The sequence below is a fragment of the Paenarthrobacter sp. NPDC090517 genome (genome assembly GCF_044769165.1).
Taxonomy (GTDB): Bacteria; Actinomycetota; Actinomycetes; order Actinomycetales; family Micrococcaceae; genus Arthrobacter.
Window position 1 is genome coordinate 111,841 of record NZ_JBIVXN010000005.1, and the last position, 17,455, is coordinate 129,295.

A 17,455-nucleotide genomic window follows, 5' to 3' on the forward strand; every position below is an offset into this window, starting at 1 on the left:
CCATGGCCTCTTCCGAGACCACCAAAGGCCAGGAAAGGCCCGCGGAGCTCCCGCTCATCATGCGCTACGCGGCGCGTTCCGACGTCGGACGGATCCGCTCCAAGAATGACGACTCCGCGTATGTGGGCCGCCATCTTGCAGTGGTGGCCGATGGCATGGGCGGTCATGCCGGCGGCGATGTCGCTTCCGCTTCAACGGTGCTGGACATGATCCACCTTGATCATGATGATTACCCTGAGGGCGCGGACACCGTCCTGGCTGACGAGATCCAGACCGCAAATTCCCTGCTCTCCGAGCTTGTCCACCAGAATCCCAAGCTTTCCGGCATGGGCACCACGGTCACTGCACTGCTATTGGAGGGCCGCAAGCTTCACTTCGCCCACATTGGCGATTCCCGCGCCTATCGGCTGCGCAATAAGAAGTTTGAGCAGGTCAGCATTGACCACACGTTCGTGCAGCGCCTCATCGACGAGGGCAGGCTACGCCCGGAGGAAGCAGAAACGCATCCGCACAAGAACGTCCTCATGCGCGTCCTCGGCGACGTCGATGCCAGCCCTGAGTTGGACCTGGATGTCCTGGACGTCGAACCGGGCGAACGCTGGCTGCTGTGCTCCGACGGGCTCAACTATGTAGCCGGCCACGTGGTGGAGCGCATGGTCCGCGAGACCAGGGACCTGCGGGAATGTGCTGAGATCCTGGTAGATCTGACGCTGGAAGCCGGCGCCCCGGACAACGTCACCGTCGTGATGCTGGAGATTGTCGAAGAGACCGACGACGACGTCAACACGGCCGCCGTCGACGTCGTTCCGGCAGCAGCGCTTGCCGCGGTTGACGGGCCCGAGACGGTCACGGCTACCAAATCGGCTGATGACCTGGCTGCAGACAAAGCGGCAGAGGGCGCCAAAGCCGAGTCCCACGCCAAAGCCGCGCGGGATGCCGATGCTGGATCATCGTTTAGCGCGGGAGATCCGGACGACAAAGAGGACGAGGCTGCATCGTCAGACGAGTCCCCAGAGCCTCCCACCACCACCGACCCTCATCTTGGCGAGCATTTGTCGGCTGAAGTGCTGCGCGAGGAATTGGCCAGCCGCCCCCACGAACTGGTTGGTGCTGCAGCCACGGCAGCTGAAACCGGCTCCATTCCCACCGTCGCCGGCCGCACCGTCGCACGCAGGGCAGCCACGGTCCTCACGCATAAAGCAGAACAAGACCGTATTGAGATCGAAGAGCCAGCCCGTCGCCGTGTGCGTTGGCTAATGCCTGCTGTCGCGGCCGTTGTGGTTTTGGGCGTCGTGGTTGGCCTGTGGCTTGGCTATGCCTGGACGCAGACACGCTATTACGTGGGCGAATACGACCAGAGGGTCGCCATTTTCAACGGGATCTCCCAAAGGCTTGGACCCATTCAGCTTTCCCGGCTTGAAGCCGTTACCGATATCAGGGTGGATTCATTGCCGGAATACGGCCAGCAGAGCGTACGCCAAACAGTTCCGGCGGGTGACCTCGACAGCGCGCAGGGCATCGTGGAGAACCTGCGCAATACAGGCAGTGCTTCAGCCAACTGCCCGAGCACCACGCCTTCTGGGTCGGCAACCATGACGCCGACGCCTACAGCCACTGTGCCCATACCCAGCACGGCTGCCGTTGCCACCCCCACTCCTTCACCCGTCCCGACTCCCTGTGAGGCGGCCAAATGATGCAAACTGAGATAGCCCCCAAACCACGGCGCAACGTTGAGCTGGTGCTTATTGTCCTAGCCCTCGCCGTAGGGATCGGTGCAAGTGCGCTGGTAAGCATCAACTCCGAAGTCGGGCTGGATAGCGATTTCTGGTTCCAGTCGAGCCTGCTGGCGGTCGCAGCATTCGCGTTCCATGTGGTGCTCAGGCTCAGGGCAAAATATGCCGATCCGGTAATACTTCCGATTGTTGTAGCTCTCAACGGACTCGGGCTTGCCTTGATTCACCGTATGGACGGTCCGGCAGACGATACGGGCAACAATCAACTTCGGTGGACACTCATCGCAATGGCAGTCTCCATCGCCGTGATCTGGTTCCTCAAGGACCACCGCATCCTTCGCCGCTTTACGTACATCTCCTTGGCAGCCAGTGCTTTCCTCCTGGTCCTTCCATTGATCCCGGGAATCTCCGCCGGTGAAATCCTGGGTGCTCGCGTGTGGATCCGGGTGGGTCCAATGACGTTCCAGCCTGGTGAAATCGCCAAGATCACCCTCGCCATATTCTTTGCCGGATATCTATCCTCCAACCGGGACCTGATCCTGTTGGCCGGCCGGAAGATCGGCCCCATGCAGTTCCCGCGGTTCAAGGACCTTGGCCCCATGATCACAGCCTGGCTGGTGAGCATTGGTGTTCTCGTGTTCCAGCGTGACCTTGGATCCTCCATCCTCTTCTTCGGCTTGTTCATTGTGATGATCTATGTTGCCACCAGCAGGATCTCGTGGGTGGTCATCGGACTGCTGCTAATTCTGGGCGGCGGCTTCATTGCCTCCCAGATCTTCTCCCACGTAGCGTTCCGCATCGACAGCTGGATCAACGCGTTCACGCCCGAGGTCTTCGGCAGGTCTCCCGGTGGTAGCGGTCAAATCGTTGAGGGCTTGTTCGGGATGGCCGACGGCGGACTGGTTGGCACGGGCCTTGGCCAGGGCCGGCCGGATCTGGTGCCCTTCGCCAACAGCGACATGATCGTTGCCCTCATCGGCGAGGAGCTGGGCCTGATTGGCCTCTTCGCCGTGGTGATGCTTTATCTGTTGCTCTTCACTCGAGGTTTCCGTGCAGCTTTGGGCACCCGGGATGCATTCGGAAAGCTCCTGGCATGCGGTTTGTCCTTTGCGATTGCCCTGCAGTGCTTCGTCGTCATCGGTGGAGTTACCCGCCTCATCCCCTTGACCGGCCTTACTACGCCGTTCCTTGCCGCTGGTGGTTCCTCGCTTCTGGCCAACTGGATAATCGTTGGCCTGCTGCTCATGATTTCAAACACGGCACGCGGCCCGGTGGACACCACTCCCATGGTCAACAAGCCTCCGGCAAGCAGTAGCACTCCGGGAACACGTAAACCGGCCACAGGCCAGACACCCAGCGCACCAACAGAGGCGGTGAAGCAACAATGAACCAGGCTATTCGCAGCAGCTGGATGGCTGCAGTCGCCATGTTTGCGTTGATCTTCGGCGCCATCAGCTACGTGCAGGTCATTGGTGCTGATGACCTCAACGCCAATCCTTGGAACCAACGCGCCGTTCTGGCGTCGTTCTGCAACGAACGCGGCTCCATCATTGTGGGCGGAAAGCCGGTAGCTGAGTCAGTCACCGGAACAGAATCCTGCGCCTTCCAGCGTCAGTACAACCAGCCGGAGCTTTATGCCGGCATCACGGGATACTTCTCCAAGTTCTTTGGTTCCACCGGCCTGGAACAATCCATGGGGGAAACCCTGGCCGGAAACTCAGATCAACTGTTCCTGGATCGCATGAGCCAGATGTTCCTCGGAAAAGAGCCGAAGGGTGCCTCCGTGGAACTGACTCTGGATCCCGCCATCCAGCAGTTGGCGTTCGACCTCATCCCTGAGGGCCAGCGCGGCTCAATCGTGGTCACGAACCCCAAGACCGGCGCAATCCTCGCGATGGTTTCAAAGCCTTCGTATAACCCCAACCTGATTGCTTCCCATGACCGCACAACGGCGGAAGCCAACTACGCTCAGCTGAACCAGATTCCCGGCATCAACTTGAACCAAAACGTCAGCGGCCCCACGGGTAACCTGCTATCGCCCGGTTCGGTCTTCAAACTGATTGATACTGCGGCTGCACTGAACTCGGGCAAGTACAACAAGGACAGCGAACTGCCGAACCCCAGCAGCCTGCCCTTGCCGGGCAGTAGTGCCAGCCTCCCCAACTACGCCGGCGGTAACTGCAACGTTCGCGAAACAGCGTCCTTCGCCTTTGCCTTGGAGCAGTCCTGTAATACTCCGTTTGCCAGCATCGCATTGGACCTTGGCCAGGATGCCATTCGGGAGCAGGCGCAGAAATTTGGCTTTGGCGAAACCTTCGGCGACCAGCTCAAGCTCCAGCAGGCCACCAGTGTCTTCCCTGAGGACCTGGATCAGGCCCAGTTGGCCCAGTCATCGGTGGGTCAACGCGACGTGAAGGCCACACCTCTGCAGATCAACCTGATGACGGCGGCCATCGCCAATGGCGGTGTTCAGATGAAGCCCAACCTGGTTGAGGCTATCCGTGCGCCCGATCTGCGCGTCATCAACGAACCCAAGCCTGAGGCGCTTCGCACCAGCACCACGCAGCCCATCGCGAGCCAGATCACCGAGTGGATGACGAGCGCCGTGGACAACGGTATCGCCAGGGGCGCAGCCGTTCCCGGCGTCAAGGTGGCCGGCAAGACAGGCACGGCCGAGCTCGGCGATTCAGGTTTGAACAACTCATGGTTTACCGGGTTCGCCCCGGCAAACGACCCGCAAGTAGCCGTCACCATTGTCATGGAGAGTGTGGACGTGCAAACCGGGGCCCAGCTAACCAGTCCGAACGCAAAGAAGATTTTTGAGGCGGTGTTGAATAAGTGAGGCCTACTTCGGGAATCACACTCGGCGGCAGGTTCCAGCTGACCAGTCGCATTGCGATTGGCGGCATGGGCGAGGTCTGGAAGGCCAAGGACCAGATCCTCGGCCGGATCGTTGCCATCAAGGTGCTCAAGGAGGAATACACGGGTGACCCCGGGTTCCTCCAGCGCTTCCGTGCCGAGGCGCGTCACACCGCCCTCCTCAACCACGTGGGCATCGCCAACGTTTTCGACTACGGCGAGGAAGCCGGTTCGGCCTACCTGGTCATGGAACTCGTCCCCGGACACCCGCTGAGCGGCATCCTCGAGCGCGAGCAAGTGCTCTCGCCGGACATGACGCTCTCCATCATCTCGCAGACAGCGCGTGCTCTTGCCGTTGCGCACGCCCAAGGGTTGGTCCACCGCGACATCAAGCCGGGCAACCTGCTGATCACTCCCGACAACCGCGTCAAGGTCACCGACTTCGGCATTGCCAGGTTGGCAGACCAGGTGCCGCTCACACAGACCGGTCAGGTCATGGGCACCGCCCAGTACTTGGCACCTGAGCAGGCAACAGGCCAGACCGCCACAGGTTCTTCGGACATCTATTCGCTAGGCGTCATCGGTTACGAGTGCCTCACGGGCCACCGTCCATTCTCCGGTGAATCCCAGATTGCCATTGCCCTGGCACAGGTGAATGACGCGCCGCCGCCCCTTCCGGAGACGCTTCCCACCCCCGTTCGGGCACTGCTGATGTCCATGTTGGCCAAGGATCCCAAGAACCGCCCGGCCAACGCCATCAAACTGGCCGAAGCCGCAGAAGCCATCCGCAACGGTGACATCGCCACGGCCCACGCCGCCGTGCCCGGCATGCTGTTGTTTGAAGCCAATACCGGCCCCATCACGGCGCCGGTCGACACCGCAACGGCACCCACCGGCGTCGTCACCTCGCCTTATGGCAAGGAACAGTCGACGACGGCGACCTCCGCTCTGCCGGTGCTCGGTGCCGGGGCAGCAGGGGCTGCTCTTGGAGCTTCCGCTGCTTCTTCTGACAACCCCCTGACGCGTGCAAACGCGCTGGAGGCCGAGCGTCAGCTCAACGACGACGACGGAGAAGTGGTCTACACCGAAGAAGAGAACTTCGACGATGCTGAGCCGGAACGTAAGAAGCGCAGCCCGTGGACCTGGCCCCTTGTTGCCCTGATCCTGCTGGTCCTGTTTGCCTTGGTTGGTTTCCTGATTTCGCAGTCAGGTTTCTTCTCGCCGAGCCCCGCACCCACTGAGTCAACAACCACGAGCCCCAGCCGGAGTGCGAGTCCTACCTCCACGTCAGCTACGCCTACACCGCGGCCCACGGAAACCTCTGAGTCGCCGCAGCCCACGCAGTCGGTTCCCCAAAAAATCAACATCATTCCGGAGCAGTATGTAGGTCAGCCTTTCGAGACTGTCAGCGCGGAACTTCGCGCCTTGGGCTTTGGGGTGAACGGCCAGGAGGTCTTCGACGACACAGCCGAGGCAGGAATTGTAACGACGCTGAATCCCACCGGACCTCGTGAGCCGGGCGAAACCATCACCGTCACCTACTCAAAGGGACCCGAACTCGTCGCTGTCCCCGCGATCGGAGTAGGGGTTGACGAATCGCGGATTCGGCAGGCCATCGAAGGAGCCGGTCTTTTGTGGGTTGCTGGAGAACCCGTCAACGGTGCCATTGGCCAGCAGCCAGGAACGTTCGTCCGTTCCTCACCGGCAGCTGGAACCCAGGTTCCTGCAGGGTCCACAGTCACTTACTACCTGTCCAAGGCACTGGTTCCGGTTGATCCCGGCTCGTCGAGTGCTACCCCCAGCGGCTCCGGCAGCCCGAGTCGTTAAGTAAGCCGCCATGTCAACGCCACGTCCAGGTCCTGCGCACCGAGAGGAGAGCACACCTGTGTCCTCCCAGCGCATCCTCAATTCCCGCTATGAACTTGGCGAGCTGATCGGTCGTGGCGGCATGGCGGACGTTTACCGGGGCACGGACACCCTGCTGGGACGGACCATCGCCGTGAAGGTGCTGCGCGCGGACCTCGCCCGGGATCCCCAGTTCCAAGCCCGTTTCAAACGCGAGGCCCAAGCGGTAGCGGCGTTGAACCATCCCTCCATCGTGGCCATCTTCGATACCGGAGAATATTCAGTTCCGGGAGGGCCCGGCGAAGACGTCCGTGTCCCTTACATCGTCATGGAATACGTGGCCGGACGCACCCTTCGCGACATGATCAAGGCGAACGAACTTGGCGTCGAGGACTCCATCGGCTTTACCCTCGGTGTCCTCGGCGCACTCGAGTACAGCCACCGCGCAGGCATCGTCCACCGCGACATCAAGCCAGCCAATGTGATGGTCTGTGCCGACACCGGCGATGTGAAGGTTATGGACTTCGGCATCGCGCGCGCCATGGCCGATTCAGCCGCCACCATGACGCAAACGCAAGCCGTGGTGGGAACGGCGCAATACCTTTCACCGGAGCAGGCCCGTGGTGAAACGGTGGATGCGCGTAGTGACCTTTACTCGGCCGGTTGCCTCCTTTTCGAACTGCTGACCAGCCGGCCTCCATTCATCGGTGACAGCCCCGTATCAGTTGCCTACCAGCACGTCCGCGAGACCCCGGACCTGCCCAGTGCCCACAACCCGGAAGTCACCGAAGCCCTGGATTCAGTCCTGGTAAAGGCGCTGCAGAAGAGCCGGACAGATCGCTTCCAGGACGCTGCCGCCTTCCGCCGTGCCCTGCGCGCGGCCAGCAACGGCATTCCCGTACCGGCGGTGGCGGCCAGTGAGGCCCCCACCGACCCCAACGACCTCGTGGAACCTGAAGACCCTGCAACAGAGCTTCTGAGCACCACAGCCGTGGGCTTCCTCGATGCGGGGCAGTTCAAGGACGAGCCAGTTGATCAGCCTCAGGAAGAGCCTCTTCCCTTGGGCCTCCCACCGGAACGTGAGCTGCCGGCGCGCCAGAAGTCCCGACGTCGTGCCTGGGTTGCCACGTTGGTGATTTTCACGATTCTGGTGCTGGTCGGCGGTGGCTTCTGGCTCTACAGCCTCATGAACATGCAACCACCACCCCCGGCAAAAATAGCCGTACCGGTAGTAACCAACATGTCCGAGAGCCAAGCAATTCAAGAACTGTTCACCGCCAAACTGAAGCCCAGGTCCGTGCGTGAGCCCAGCGACACCGTGGCCAAGGACATGACCATCGGAACGACTCCGATTGCTGGCGCCATGTTGGAACAAGATGCTGAAGTTATCCTCAGGATTTCCAGCGGTCCCAGCTCTGTAAGCATCCCTGCGGACATTGTGGGTCGCACTGAACCGGACGCGCGCGAAGCTTTGCGCAGGCTAGGCATCACCGGCGACATCGTGACCGTCCTGACCCACAGTCCCACCGTCCCGGCAAACGTAGTGATCAGCACAGTTCCGGCGACGGGCGGCGCGATCGCCGTGGATTCCAAGGTGGAGCTGCAGGTTTCCACGGGCAAGGTCCTCATGCCGCAGTTGATCGCATTGCCGCGGGCTGAAGCTGAAGCGGCGCTCATAGCCAAAGGACTAACCATGGCAGTGGTGGAGCAGGAGAACTCTCAAGTTCCGCCGGGGGTGATCACGGCCCAGAGCGATGCCTTCAACACTGAAGTGGCACAGGGCAAAGTGGTGACTGTTACGGTGGCCAAGGCCCCGGCTCCGGTGCCCACGCCCACCCCGACACCCACGGAGACCGAAGACGCGACCCCGACGCCGAAGCCCGCGCCAACAAAGAAATAAGGGGGCTTCTGCGTCGGTCGCCTACTGCTTGATCAGCGGGCTCAGCTTCGATGCACGTTCGGCTGCCCCGGTCATGCCCAGGGACTCCAACCAGTTACCCAGCATCTGATACCCGCCTTCGGTGAGGACGGATTCCGGGTGGAACTGGACACCGCACAGGGGCGCGGTCTTGTGCTGCAGGCCCATCACCACTCCGTTGGTGGTCTCGGCGGTGATTTCCAGGACGTCCGGGATAGAGTCCCGCACTGCTGCGAGTGAGTGGTAGCGCGTCGCTGTCACTGGCGAGGGCAGGCCGGCGAAAACGCTCTTGCCTTCGTGGCTGACGGGAGAAGTCTTGCCGTGCATAAGTTCCGGCGCGTGAGTCACCACGCCGCCATACGCCTCTGCGAGGGCCTGGTGTCCCAAGCAGACACCGAACATGGGCTTGGCGGCATCACCACACCATTTGATGAGCTCGATGCAGACGCCCGCTTCGGCAGGGGTACCCGGGCCAGGGGAGACCAGGACGCCGTCGCGGCTTGCTGCGAGCTCGGTGGCCTCGGCAAGCGTCACGTCGTCGTTGCGGACCACCGTTGTCTCGGCGCCGAGTTCCTGGAGGTATCCCACCAGCGTGTAAACGAAACTGTCGTAGTTATCCACTACAAGAATTTTTGTTGTGCTCATGGCTGTTGCACTAAACCAATCGTTGAGTCGGTCAAAGTGGTGAATTGGGAGAACCACGGGAAGAGGAACTCGACCATCAGTACCAGGGCTATGCCCACTAGTACCAAGGATGTCAGAATCCGCACCCAGAGGGGGCCTGGCAAACTACGGAAGATCCATGCGTACATCCGTTACCCCTTTCCGTGTGCCCGGGCTACTTGGGCGGCGATTTCCGACGGCGGTCCGGCTGAGGAAGGTTGCCAACTGTCCAGCAAGGAATAGGCGATGATGCGTTCCTGTGACCCGAACCGCGGGTTGCAACTCGTCATGGTGAGGATACTTTCCATGGGATGAACTCCCGGTTCGGTGGGAACGGGCATCAAGACGTCCGTGCGGTCGGGGAGGACAATCTGGTTATTGCGGAAGACGTAGGTGTAGTAGCCGTCGGCTGTCTGCACATAGATTTTGTCCCCTGGCACCAGGGTGTGGATGTTGTCCAATACCGCGCCGTGGGTTTGGCGATGGCCCGCTACGGCGAAGTTCCCCGGGGCGCCGGGCATGGAGGTGCTTCCATAGTGTCCAAGTCCCAGGGTGTCCAAGACGTCCGAACCGGTGCCTTCGATGATGGGGCGCGTGTAGTCGGGGCCGAAGCGGGGGATGTACATAATCCCGATCATCCCTGCGTGGGCCGGTGCCGGCGTGACAACTGGCGGTCCATAATCCGCAGGTGCAGCCGGAGTTACGGGGCCGGAGAATTCCTGTGCGAAACTCTTGACCGCCTCGGCCTGCTTTGCGTCCGCTTCAACGTTGGTCCACCACAGTTCCCAGCCCACAAAGAGGAGCAGGACGATGCCTGCAGTGATAAGCAGTTCGCCCAGGATCTGGCTTATCTTTCGGATGACATCCGACGCCCGGAGGCGCTTTCGCGTGGGCGGTTCCTGCCCGTGGCGGGCGGACGACATGGCTGAAGCCGCCGTCTGCTGCTGATGCGCCACAGGGTCTCCTTGCATAGGGCGCGGGCGGCACGGGCGGACCCCGGTTGCGGCTAGACTTGACAGCTAGAACCAACCCGGAACGCCGTGTGGCCGTTAACCGCTGGAAATTTCCTTCCTGCAGGATATCAAGGCTGGCGGAACGGGTATTAACCGAACAGCCAGGAGGATCCGTGCCCGAGTCCAAGCCCCGCAAGCGGCCTGCCCGTCAGGCCCAGCAGACTTCCGCAGCGCAGCAGTACAAGCCGAACCCGGTTTGGTACAAGGCTGTCATGTTCGGGCTGATGATTCTCGGCCTGATCTGGATCATCACCTTCTACATCACTGAGGGCCAACTCCCCATCCGCGAGTGGGCCTCGTGGAACATCGTTGCCGGCTTCGGGATCGCGATCATCGGCTTCCTGATGACCACTCGCTGGCGCTCCTAGGAATTCCACACCTCACATTTCCGTGCCCGTGAACGTCTACAAGATATGAGCAGCCGGCACACCACCTTGGATTCCCCGTTGGGGCAGTTGACGCTGACTGCCCGCGGGGAATTTTTGACGGGCATCTTCTACGAGGGTCATTGGCATATGCCTCCTCCGGACTACTTCGGAGATGCCGTTGGAATCGAGGACCCGGTTTTCGCGCGGACCCAAACCGAGCTCGACGAGTATTTGGGTGGTCATCGGACGGTTTTCGATGTCCCCTTTGAAACCTTGGGGAACCCCTTCCAAGAGAAGGTCTGGGATCGGCTTAAAGGTATTCCCTTTGGTGAAACCGTCAGCTACGGCGAGTTGGCATCAGAGCTAGGGGATCCTCATCTTGCCCAAGCTGTGGGGTCCGCCGTTGGACGCAACCCCATAAGCATCATCATTCCTTGCCATCGGGTCGTGGGACGCAACGGACAACTCACCGGCTACGCGGGGGGCCTTAGGAACAAGCGCTTCCTCTTGGAATTGGAAGAGCCGGCAGAAGTGCGGGAGGGCAAGCTGTTCTAATGAAGCCAGCGCAAATGGTGAACAAAAAGCCGTTCGAAGCAGTGGTCCGGGAACAGGGCGCCACCGTGCTTCGGGTGTGCCGTGCAGTTCTCGGTGTGCACGACGCCGATGACGCCTGGTCAGATACATTCCTGGCCGCCTTGCAGGCCTACCCCACCCTCCCTGCCGGAGCGAACGTTCAAGCCTGGCTCGTCACCATCGCCCACCGCAAATGCATCGACCATGTGCGTGCCGGTACCCGGCGCGCCCTTCCGGTGGACCACGCACCCGAGCAGCATTCCAGCCTCGGCATTCCCGGTGACGGGCATGAGGAATTGCTCGACGCCGTCACGAGCCTTCCCCCGAAACAGCGTCAGGCCGTGGCTTATCACTATCTCGCCGGCCTCCCTTATAACGATGTTGCTGCCCTGTTAGGTGGCACCGCCGAGGCTGCCCGCCGTGCCGGCGCTGACGGAGTGAAATCACTTCGCTCCACTCTTGCTGCACATCAGTCGCTGGCTCACACATCCTCGAAAGGTGATATCTGATGACCCTCGAACTCAGCCCCGATCACGCCGAGGTCGTTTCCCTCCTGCACCCCCTGGATGCAGGACTCGAACCAGCCATCGCCAGCCTCCAGGCCCGGTTGGCCCGCGATGCTCAACTCACCCACACCCTGGACATCGCTTACAGGGTTGTGGACTCACCTGTAGGAAAACTCCTCCTGGCCGCGACAGATCGGGGAGTCGTCCGCGTCGCATTCGAGTTGGAAGACCACGACTCCGTCCTGCAGCTCCTGGCAAACACTGTGAGCCCGCGGATCCTTCAGGCGCCAGCACGGTTGGACGATGCCGCCCGGGAACTCGACGAGTACTTCAAAGGCACCAGGACGGAGTTCGATCTCACGTTGGATTTCCGTTTGTGCCGCGGTTTCCGCCTCAACGTCCTGCGCCACCTGCCTCGGATCCCTTACGGCAGCACAGCCAGCTATGCCCAGGTGGCCCAAGCAGCTGGCAGCCCCAACGCGGTCCGGGCCGTCGGAACCGCCTGCGCCACCAACCCTTTGCCCCTCATCGTGCCGTGCCACCGGGTAGTGAAATCTGATGGCAGTTTCGGCGGCTACCTTGGCGGAAGCGAGGCCAAACGCGCACTGCTTCGCCTAGAGGCAGCGGCATGAGTGACGACGCCCTGTTTCCGTTGGAACTTCTGCAAGCGGAAGGGCACGACGCCGGTCCCCGGCTGGTCGCGCCGGGTGCCGTCCACGTGCCCGGCTGGCTCACGCTGGAGCAGCAACGGTGGATCGTGGCGCGCTTTGGCGAATGGACACAAGGACCGGTTCCCTTGCGCGCCGCGACCCTCCCCGGCGGACACCAGATGTCAGTAAGGACTGTATGCCTTGGTTGGCACTGGCAGCCTTACCGGTACACAAGGGAAGCCACGGACGTCAACGGCCGCCCCGTGCTCGACTTTCCGGACTGGATGATCCGCTTGGGGCGGCAGGCAGTGCAAGCTGCTTACACCTCCGGCGTTGTAGGTGATGAAGCCTTGAGGACCCTGGCCATGGATTACACGCCCGATGCCGCGTTGGTGAACTTTTACGACGACGGTGCTGCCATGGGCATGCATCAGGACAAGGACGAACGCTCCAACGCACCGGTTGTTTCGCTCAGTATCGGGGAGACCTGCAACTTTCGCTTTGGCAATACCCAGACGCGGACCAAGCCATATACGGATGTTCATCTTCGCTCCGGAGACCTCTTCGTCTTTGGAGGACCGTCGCGGTTCGCGTATCACGGCATTCCCAAGGTCCTCCCGGGAACGGCACCGGATGGTTGTGGCCTCTCAGAAGGACGGATCAACATCACCATGCGAGTTACGGGATTGTCGTGATGCCATGGTGCCATCACAAAAATGTCTGAGGCGCCGGGCACACTAGCTTTGGAAGCTGAATTACCGTCCCACCGCCTTGGCGGTGCGGCTATGGAGGAGCACGCATGAGCCCGGATAACGGCACCATCGTTGGCGATGACGGGCTGGCACGCCCACTTTGGGCCGCCTCGGATCCTCTTTTGCAGGCGTACTACGATCACGAGTGGGGAATGCCCGTCCGCGATGAGCAGGGCTTGTATGAGCGCATCAGCCTCGAAGCCTTCCAGGCAGGCCTCTCGTGGGCCACCATTCTTCGGAAACGGGACGCTTTCAGGAAGGCCTTCCTGAACTTCCATCCAGAGAGTGTCGCAGCCTTCACCGAGGCTGACGTGGAGCGGCTCATGCTTGACGCCGGCATCGTGCGCAACAGGTTAAAGATTAATGCCGCCGTCACCAACGCCAAGGCCACCATTGCCCTGCGCGAAGAGGGGGGCCTGGTGGATTTCGTGTGGTCGTTTCAGCCCGACAGTACGCCGACTCCCAGCTCAATGGCGGACATCCCCACCACATCCCCTGAATCGATCGCTCTATCCAAGGCACTCAGAAAGAAGGGTTTCGCCTTCGTGGGCCCAACTACCATGTATGCCCTCATGGAAGCGGTGGGCATCATTGACACACATCTGATGAACAGCCACCGGCGAGGGACCTCAGGAGTCTGGACCTGAGCCTTCGCCCTGCTTCGCATTGAACGGCCTGAGCTAGTCCACAGTTCTGTCCACAGAAGTGCGTAACTTTATCCACAGGCGTGGATAACTTCTGTGGACATCCACATACTTATCCCGAAAATCGGCAGCAACCCGGCGATCATGGCCTTGGAGGGCAGAGCCGCGGACTTGTACCCACTGTGTACCGCGCTGTGGATAGTGCCATAAACTTCACCCAGAGTTCAGCGTTCAGGCATTGCCTGATTTGCCGTGGAACCCTCGTCCGAACCTCCGGGCTGGCCTTTCCCGATTTCAAGTCTCCATCATCATCTTGGACAGTTGGCAACTTACCCACTTAACAACAGCCCCCCTACCCACAAGTTATCCACAGATGGGGATAAGGTGTGGGTTTCCTGTTCCGGATCGTTGGTTTCCCGGGCTACACGGCTCTTTCCGAGATCTGAACTACACACATGTAAGTTATTAACACTGTTGATAAGCCTGTTGATACGCGGCACCTTGCGGAGTCATTAACAGGTTTATCCACAGACGCCGGGGTTTTGTCGTGTTTTTCCACATTTCTCCCCTCGACGGGGACAAGGTTATCCACAGCTGTGGAGAAATGCATGCCATTCGGGGGATATCTACCGTCCCTGACGAGCACGCGGACGGTTAAGGTGGATAACTACACAGATGTAAGTTACTCACAGTGTGGATAACACCTGTGGATAAGCTCTGCGGGTACGGTGTTTCCATGAAGATCGACTTCAAGAAGCAGATCCCCAGTTACGGCGCCAAGCACGGCTTGTTCTCTGTGATCACAGTGCCCACCATGCAGTTTCTGATGATCGACGGCCACGGGGACCCCAACACGGCTCAGTCTTACAGGGACTGCCTGGCTACGCTTTATCCCGTTGCCTACAAGCTGAAGTTCTTAAGCAAGACTGAGCTTGGCCAGGACTACACGGTGATGCCACTCGAGGCTCTGTGGTGGTCGGATGACATGGAGTCATTCACCAGTGCCAGGGATAAGTCACGCTGGGACTGGACACTGTTGAACATGGTCCCAGGCTGGATCACCCAGGAGCACCTCGCCACGGCGCTGGAGACGGTCGCCAAGAAGGGCGAAGCCCCGCTTCTGAACGCTCTACGTCTGGAGCCGCTCCGTGAAGGTTTGAGCGTGCAAACGCTGCATATAGGTCCCTACGACGATGAAGGACCAGTGCTAGAGGAGATGCACAACAAATTCATACCGGAGAAGTCGCTGACTATGACCGGCAGGCACCATGAGATCTACCTCGGCGATCCTCGCCGTAGCGCACCGGACAAACTTAGGACCATCCTGCGACAGCCGGTCAAAGAATGACGGAAAAGGGGTTGGCTAGCCAGCAGTGACGCGGAACCAGGTGGCCACGGCCAAGAGGCCTGCCACCAGAACCAACCCACCGGTTTGCAGCAGCGCCTGGTTCTTGCCACGAGGAGCGTAGGCAATGGCAGCAGCCGCTAAGCCGCCCGTAATCAGGCCGCCCAGGTGTGCTTGCCAGGCGATGCTGGGCACGAAGAAGCCGATAGCGCCATTAATGGCAATCAAGACCCAAAGTTGCTTGGTCTCTCCACCTCGATGGCGTTGCACAACAAGCATGGCACCGAACAGGCCGAAGATGGCCCCGGAAGCACCAACGACCCCCACAAGCGGCCTGTCCGGGGTCAGCAACAGGAAGCCCACTGAGCCACCAATTGCGGAAATCAAGTACACAGCCAGGAACCGGATCCGCCCGAGCAAGGGCTCAAGGGCTTGTCCGAAGATCCACAGCGTGTACATGTTCAGAACTATATGAAGCAGGAAGCCTTGGGAATGCAGGAACGCTGCCGTGACCATCCGCCAAGGCTCACTGACAGCAAAGATGTTGGCGAACGCGAAGTTTTCGAAGACCGCGTCGCCGGGCACGATCCACTGAAGGACATAAACCAGGGCGCACAGGCCAATGATCACGTACGTCACCAAAGGCCGGCCGACTGCCAAGGCTCCGCCATACGGGGAGCGGTATGTCGGCGTCGTACGTTTTTGTTCGTTGACACAGTCAACGCACTGGAATCCGACGGCGGCCGCCCGCTGGCACTCTGGGCACGCAGGGCGTCCGCAGCGCTGGCACCGCACATAGGAGGGCCTGTCCGGGTGCCTGGGGCACACCGGAATATCAGCGGACGGCTCAGCCGACGGAATTCCGTAACTCATGGGCTCTGGGTCAGCGTGCGACTAGAGCTGTTCGATGTCGATGCTGTTGATGACGACGTCTTCAACCGGTCGGTCACCCATGCCGGTGCGGACGGACTCGATGGCATCTACAACTTTGCGGGATTCCTCATCCGAGACCTCACCGAAGATGCTGTGCTTACCGAACAGCCAGTCGGTGTTCACAGTGGTGATGAAGAACTGTGACCCGTTGGTGCCCTTGCCCATCTGGATGCCGGCGTTAGCCATAGCAAGCTTGTAGGGAGCATTGAAGGTCAGTTCCGGATGGATTTCGTCGTCGAACTGGTAGCCCGGGCCACCTACGCCGCGTCCGAGGGGATCGCCGGCCTGAATCATGAAGTCCTTGATGATCCGGTGGAAGATGGTGCCGTTGTAAAGGGGCGTGCCGGTCTTGTCTTCGCCGGTTTCCGGGTGGTTCCAGGATTTTTCGCCCGTGGCCAGGCCAACGAAGTTGGCGACCGTCTTAGGGGCGTGGTTGCCGAAGAGGTCAACCTTGATGTCGCCGAGGCTCGTGTGGATCGTTGCTTTTGCGGTTGCGATGGTCATGGGAACATTCTTCCATGCAGGGTCAACGCCCCGTCGGGCTGTAAAGCCGGTTCCGCGCTCGGTGAAATCCGGGACGAACTCGAACAGATGAATAGCCGGTGTTCCACAAGCGACGTAGGCTAGCAACAAACGAGCATGTGTATCGGGAGGTAGTTGTGAAGAAATCAGACCGTATTGCCCGCGAACTCGAACAATCAGTCACGGCCGGTGTGGATAACGCCCGCGACTGGGCTGCACCGCGTGTGGAAGCAGCCGTCAATTGGGCTGTTCCGCGTATCCAGCACGGCATTGACACCGCTTCCCCCAAGATCCAAGAGGGGCTGAAGTCCGCTGCGCACAACCTCGCCGATGGCGTTGCAGTTGTTACGCCGCGGATCCAGGACGGGTTGGCGCATCTCGCGCCGAAGATCCATGACGTAGTTGAAGATGCGACACCCAAGATCCAGGACGCGCTCAACAAGGCCACGCCTGCTCTTGGCCACGCACGGGACAAGGTGGTGGTGGAGTACTTGCCTAAGCTCTCGGAGCAGTTGGGCCAAGCTTCCGTAGCCGTTCATCACGTCCTCGAGAACGCTCCTGCACAGGTGGACGCAGTGGCACAGAGGCTGGTTGATTCCGGCGTTGTCCACAGCGTCCAGGAGCAGGCTCAGGCCACCGGGAAGCAGATCAAGGCAGTTACTGACCAGGCCAGCAAGGCGGTTTCCGCCGCCTTGGTGACGGAACAGCCCAAGCCCAAGAAGCGCGGATGGTTGATCGTCACAGTCATTGCTGCCGCTGCGGCCGCAGGCGTTGCCGCCTGGAAGGCTTCCAAGCCAGTTGAGGATCCCTGGAAGACGCCCTCTCCGATCACACCCACGCCCGCTCCTGTTCCTGCAACGAGCACCACTCCGGCTGCGTCTGATGCCTCTGCGTCGGTAACAGCCACGGTTGCTGAGCCGAAGGCCTCGGACATCACACCGGAGGAAGCCGAAGCTGAAGTCGAGCAGGCAACCAAGGACGCTTTCAAGAACGTTGACGATTCCACCGACAAGGTGGCAACCGATGCCAGGACTGCCGTCAAAAACATTGCGGCCAGCCTGCACAAGGACACTGACGGCAAGGACTCCGACGCCAGAGGTGCACAAAACTAAACCCTGAAGTACGGCCTCG

Annotated in this window: 17 protein-coding genes; 13 read left to right on the forward strand and 4 right to left on the reverse strand. The window is 60.6% G+C overall.

Annotated elements, in window-relative coordinates:
- Nucleotides 1–2 precede the first annotated feature (2 nt).
- Genes ACIQTW_RS16075 through pknB form a run of 5 tightly spaced genes read left to right on the forward strand, consistent with a single transcriptional unit; the run spans nt 3 to nt 8,337 of the window.
- Nucleotides 3–1,694 (forward strand): PP2C family protein-serine/threonine phosphatase, encoded by a 1,692-nt coding sequence (locus tag ACIQTW_RS16075; RefSeq protein WP_402938743.1) that lies wholly within the window; start codon nt 3–5, stop codon nt 1,692–1,694.
- Nucleotides 1,691–3,121: an FtsW/RodA/SpoVE family cell cycle protein gene (locus ACIQTW_RS16080; protein ID WP_178994682.1), complete on the forward strand. Its 1,431-nt coding sequence runs from the start codon at nt 1,691–1,693 to the stop codon at nt 3,119–3,121. The genes ACIQTW_RS16075 and ACIQTW_RS16080 overlap by 4 nt, the downstream gene beginning before the upstream one ends.
- Nucleotides 3,118–4,575 (forward strand): penicillin-binding transpeptidase domain-containing protein, encoded by a 1,458-nt coding sequence (locus ACIQTW_RS16085; protein WP_402938747.1) that lies wholly within the window; start codon nt 3,118–3,120, stop codon nt 4,573–4,575. Before ACIQTW_RS16080 ends, ACIQTW_RS16085 begins: the two co-directional genes overlap by 4 nt.
- Nucleotides 4,572–6,419, forward strand: a complete 1,848-nt coding sequence (locus ACIQTW_RS16090) for a protein kinase (protein ID WP_402938750.1) — start codon at nt 4,572–4,574, stop codon at nt 6,417–6,419. The genes ACIQTW_RS16085 and ACIQTW_RS16090 overlap by 4 nt, the downstream gene beginning before the upstream one ends.
- A 10-nt stretch (nt 6,420–6,429) precedes the next feature.
- Complete coding sequence (gene pknB / locus ACIQTW_RS16095) at nt 6,430–8,337, forward strand: Stk1 family PASTA domain-containing Ser/Thr kinase (protein WP_402938753.1); 1,908 nt, start codon at nt 6,430–6,432, stop codon at nt 8,335–8,337.
- A gap of 21 nt (nt 8,338–8,358) precedes the next feature.
- Here pknB and ACIQTW_RS16100 read toward each other — a convergent pair whose 3' ends face one another.
- Nucleotides 8,359–9,000, reverse strand: a complete 642-nt coding sequence (locus ACIQTW_RS16100) for an aminodeoxychorismate/anthranilate synthase component II (RefSeq protein ID WP_402938756.1) — start codon at nt 8,998–9,000, stop codon at nt 8,359–8,361.
- Nucleotides 9,001–9,170: 170 nt separating this feature from the next.
- On the reverse strand, nt 9,171–9,989 hold the full coding sequence (locus ACIQTW_RS16105; RefSeq protein ID WP_402938758.1) for a class E sortase: 819 nt from the start codon (nt 9,987–9,989) through the stop codon (nt 9,171–9,173).
- A gap of 155 nt (nt 9,990–10,144) precedes the next feature.
- On the opposite strand from ACIQTW_RS16105, the gene ACIQTW_RS16110 reads away from it, so the two are divergent.
- From ACIQTW_RS16110 to ACIQTW_RS16140, 7 genes are all read left to right on the forward strand, one after another.
- Nucleotides 10,145–10,399 carry a cell division protein CrgA gene (locus ACIQTW_RS16110; RefSeq protein WP_017199768.1) on the forward strand — a complete coding sequence of 85 codons (255 nt, stop codon included), beginning with the start codon at nt 10,145–10,147 and terminating at the stop codon, nt 10,397–10,399.
- A 45-nt stretch (nt 10,400–10,444) separates the two neighbouring features.
- Nucleotides 10,445–10,954 carry a methylated-DNA--[protein]-cysteine S-methyltransferase gene (locus tag ACIQTW_RS16115; protein WP_402938761.1) on the forward strand — a complete coding sequence of 170 codons (510 nt, stop codon included), beginning with the start codon at nt 10,445–10,447 and terminating at the stop codon, nt 10,952–10,954.
- On the forward strand, nt 10,954–11,481 hold the full coding sequence (locus tag ACIQTW_RS16120) for an RNA polymerase sigma factor (RefSeq protein ID WP_402938764.1): 528 nt from the start codon (nt 10,954–10,956) through the stop codon (nt 11,479–11,481). The genes ACIQTW_RS16115 and ACIQTW_RS16120 overlap by 1 nt, the downstream gene beginning before the upstream one ends.
- On the forward strand, nt 11,481–12,110 hold the full coding sequence (locus ACIQTW_RS16125; protein ID WP_402938767.1) for a methylated-DNA--[protein]-cysteine S-methyltransferase: 630 nt from the start codon (nt 11,481–11,483) through the stop codon (nt 12,108–12,110). The genes ACIQTW_RS16120 and ACIQTW_RS16125 overlap by 1 nt, the downstream gene beginning before the upstream one ends.
- Nucleotides 12,107–12,823, forward strand: coding sequence for an alpha-ketoglutarate-dependent dioxygenase AlkB family protein (locus tag ACIQTW_RS16130; protein WP_402938770.1), 717 nt, complete (start codon nt 12,107–12,109; stop codon nt 12,821–12,823). The genes ACIQTW_RS16125 and ACIQTW_RS16130 overlap by 4 nt, the downstream gene beginning before the upstream one ends.
- A 104-nt stretch (nt 12,824–12,927) precedes the next feature.
- Nucleotides 12,928–13,527 (forward strand): DNA-3-methyladenine glycosylase I, encoded by a 600-nt coding sequence (locus ACIQTW_RS16135; protein WP_402938772.1) that lies wholly within the window; start codon nt 12,928–12,930, stop codon nt 13,525–13,527.
- 733 nt (nt 13,528–14,260) lie between these two features.
- Complete coding sequence (locus tag ACIQTW_RS16140) at nt 14,261–14,872, forward strand: GyrI-like domain-containing protein (RefSeq protein WP_402938775.1); 612 nt, start codon at nt 14,261–14,263, stop codon at nt 14,870–14,872.
- A 15-nt stretch (nt 14,873–14,887) separates the two neighbouring features.
- Here ACIQTW_RS16140 and ACIQTW_RS16145 read toward each other — a convergent pair whose 3' ends face one another.
- Together ACIQTW_RS16145 and ACIQTW_RS16150 are read right to left on the reverse strand one after the other, a co-directional pair.
- On the reverse strand, nt 14,888–15,742 hold the full coding sequence (locus tag ACIQTW_RS16145) for a rhomboid family intramembrane serine protease (protein ID WP_402938778.1): 855 nt from the start codon (nt 15,740–15,742) through the stop codon (nt 14,888–14,890).
- 21 nt (nt 15,743–15,763) lie between these two features.
- On the reverse strand, nt 15,764–16,306 hold the full coding sequence (locus tag ACIQTW_RS16150; RefSeq protein ID WP_017199760.1) for a peptidylprolyl isomerase: 543 nt from the start codon (nt 16,304–16,306) through the stop codon (nt 15,764–15,766).
- Between the two features lie 155 nt (nt 16,307–16,461).
- Here ACIQTW_RS16150 and ACIQTW_RS16155 point away from each other — a divergent pair, with 155 nt between their 5' ends.
- Nucleotides 16,462–17,436, forward strand: coding sequence for a hypothetical protein (locus ACIQTW_RS16155; RefSeq protein ID WP_402938780.1), 975 nt, complete (start codon nt 16,462–16,464; stop codon nt 17,434–17,436).
- The last annotated feature ends 19 nt before the right edge of the window (nt 17,437–17,455 follow it).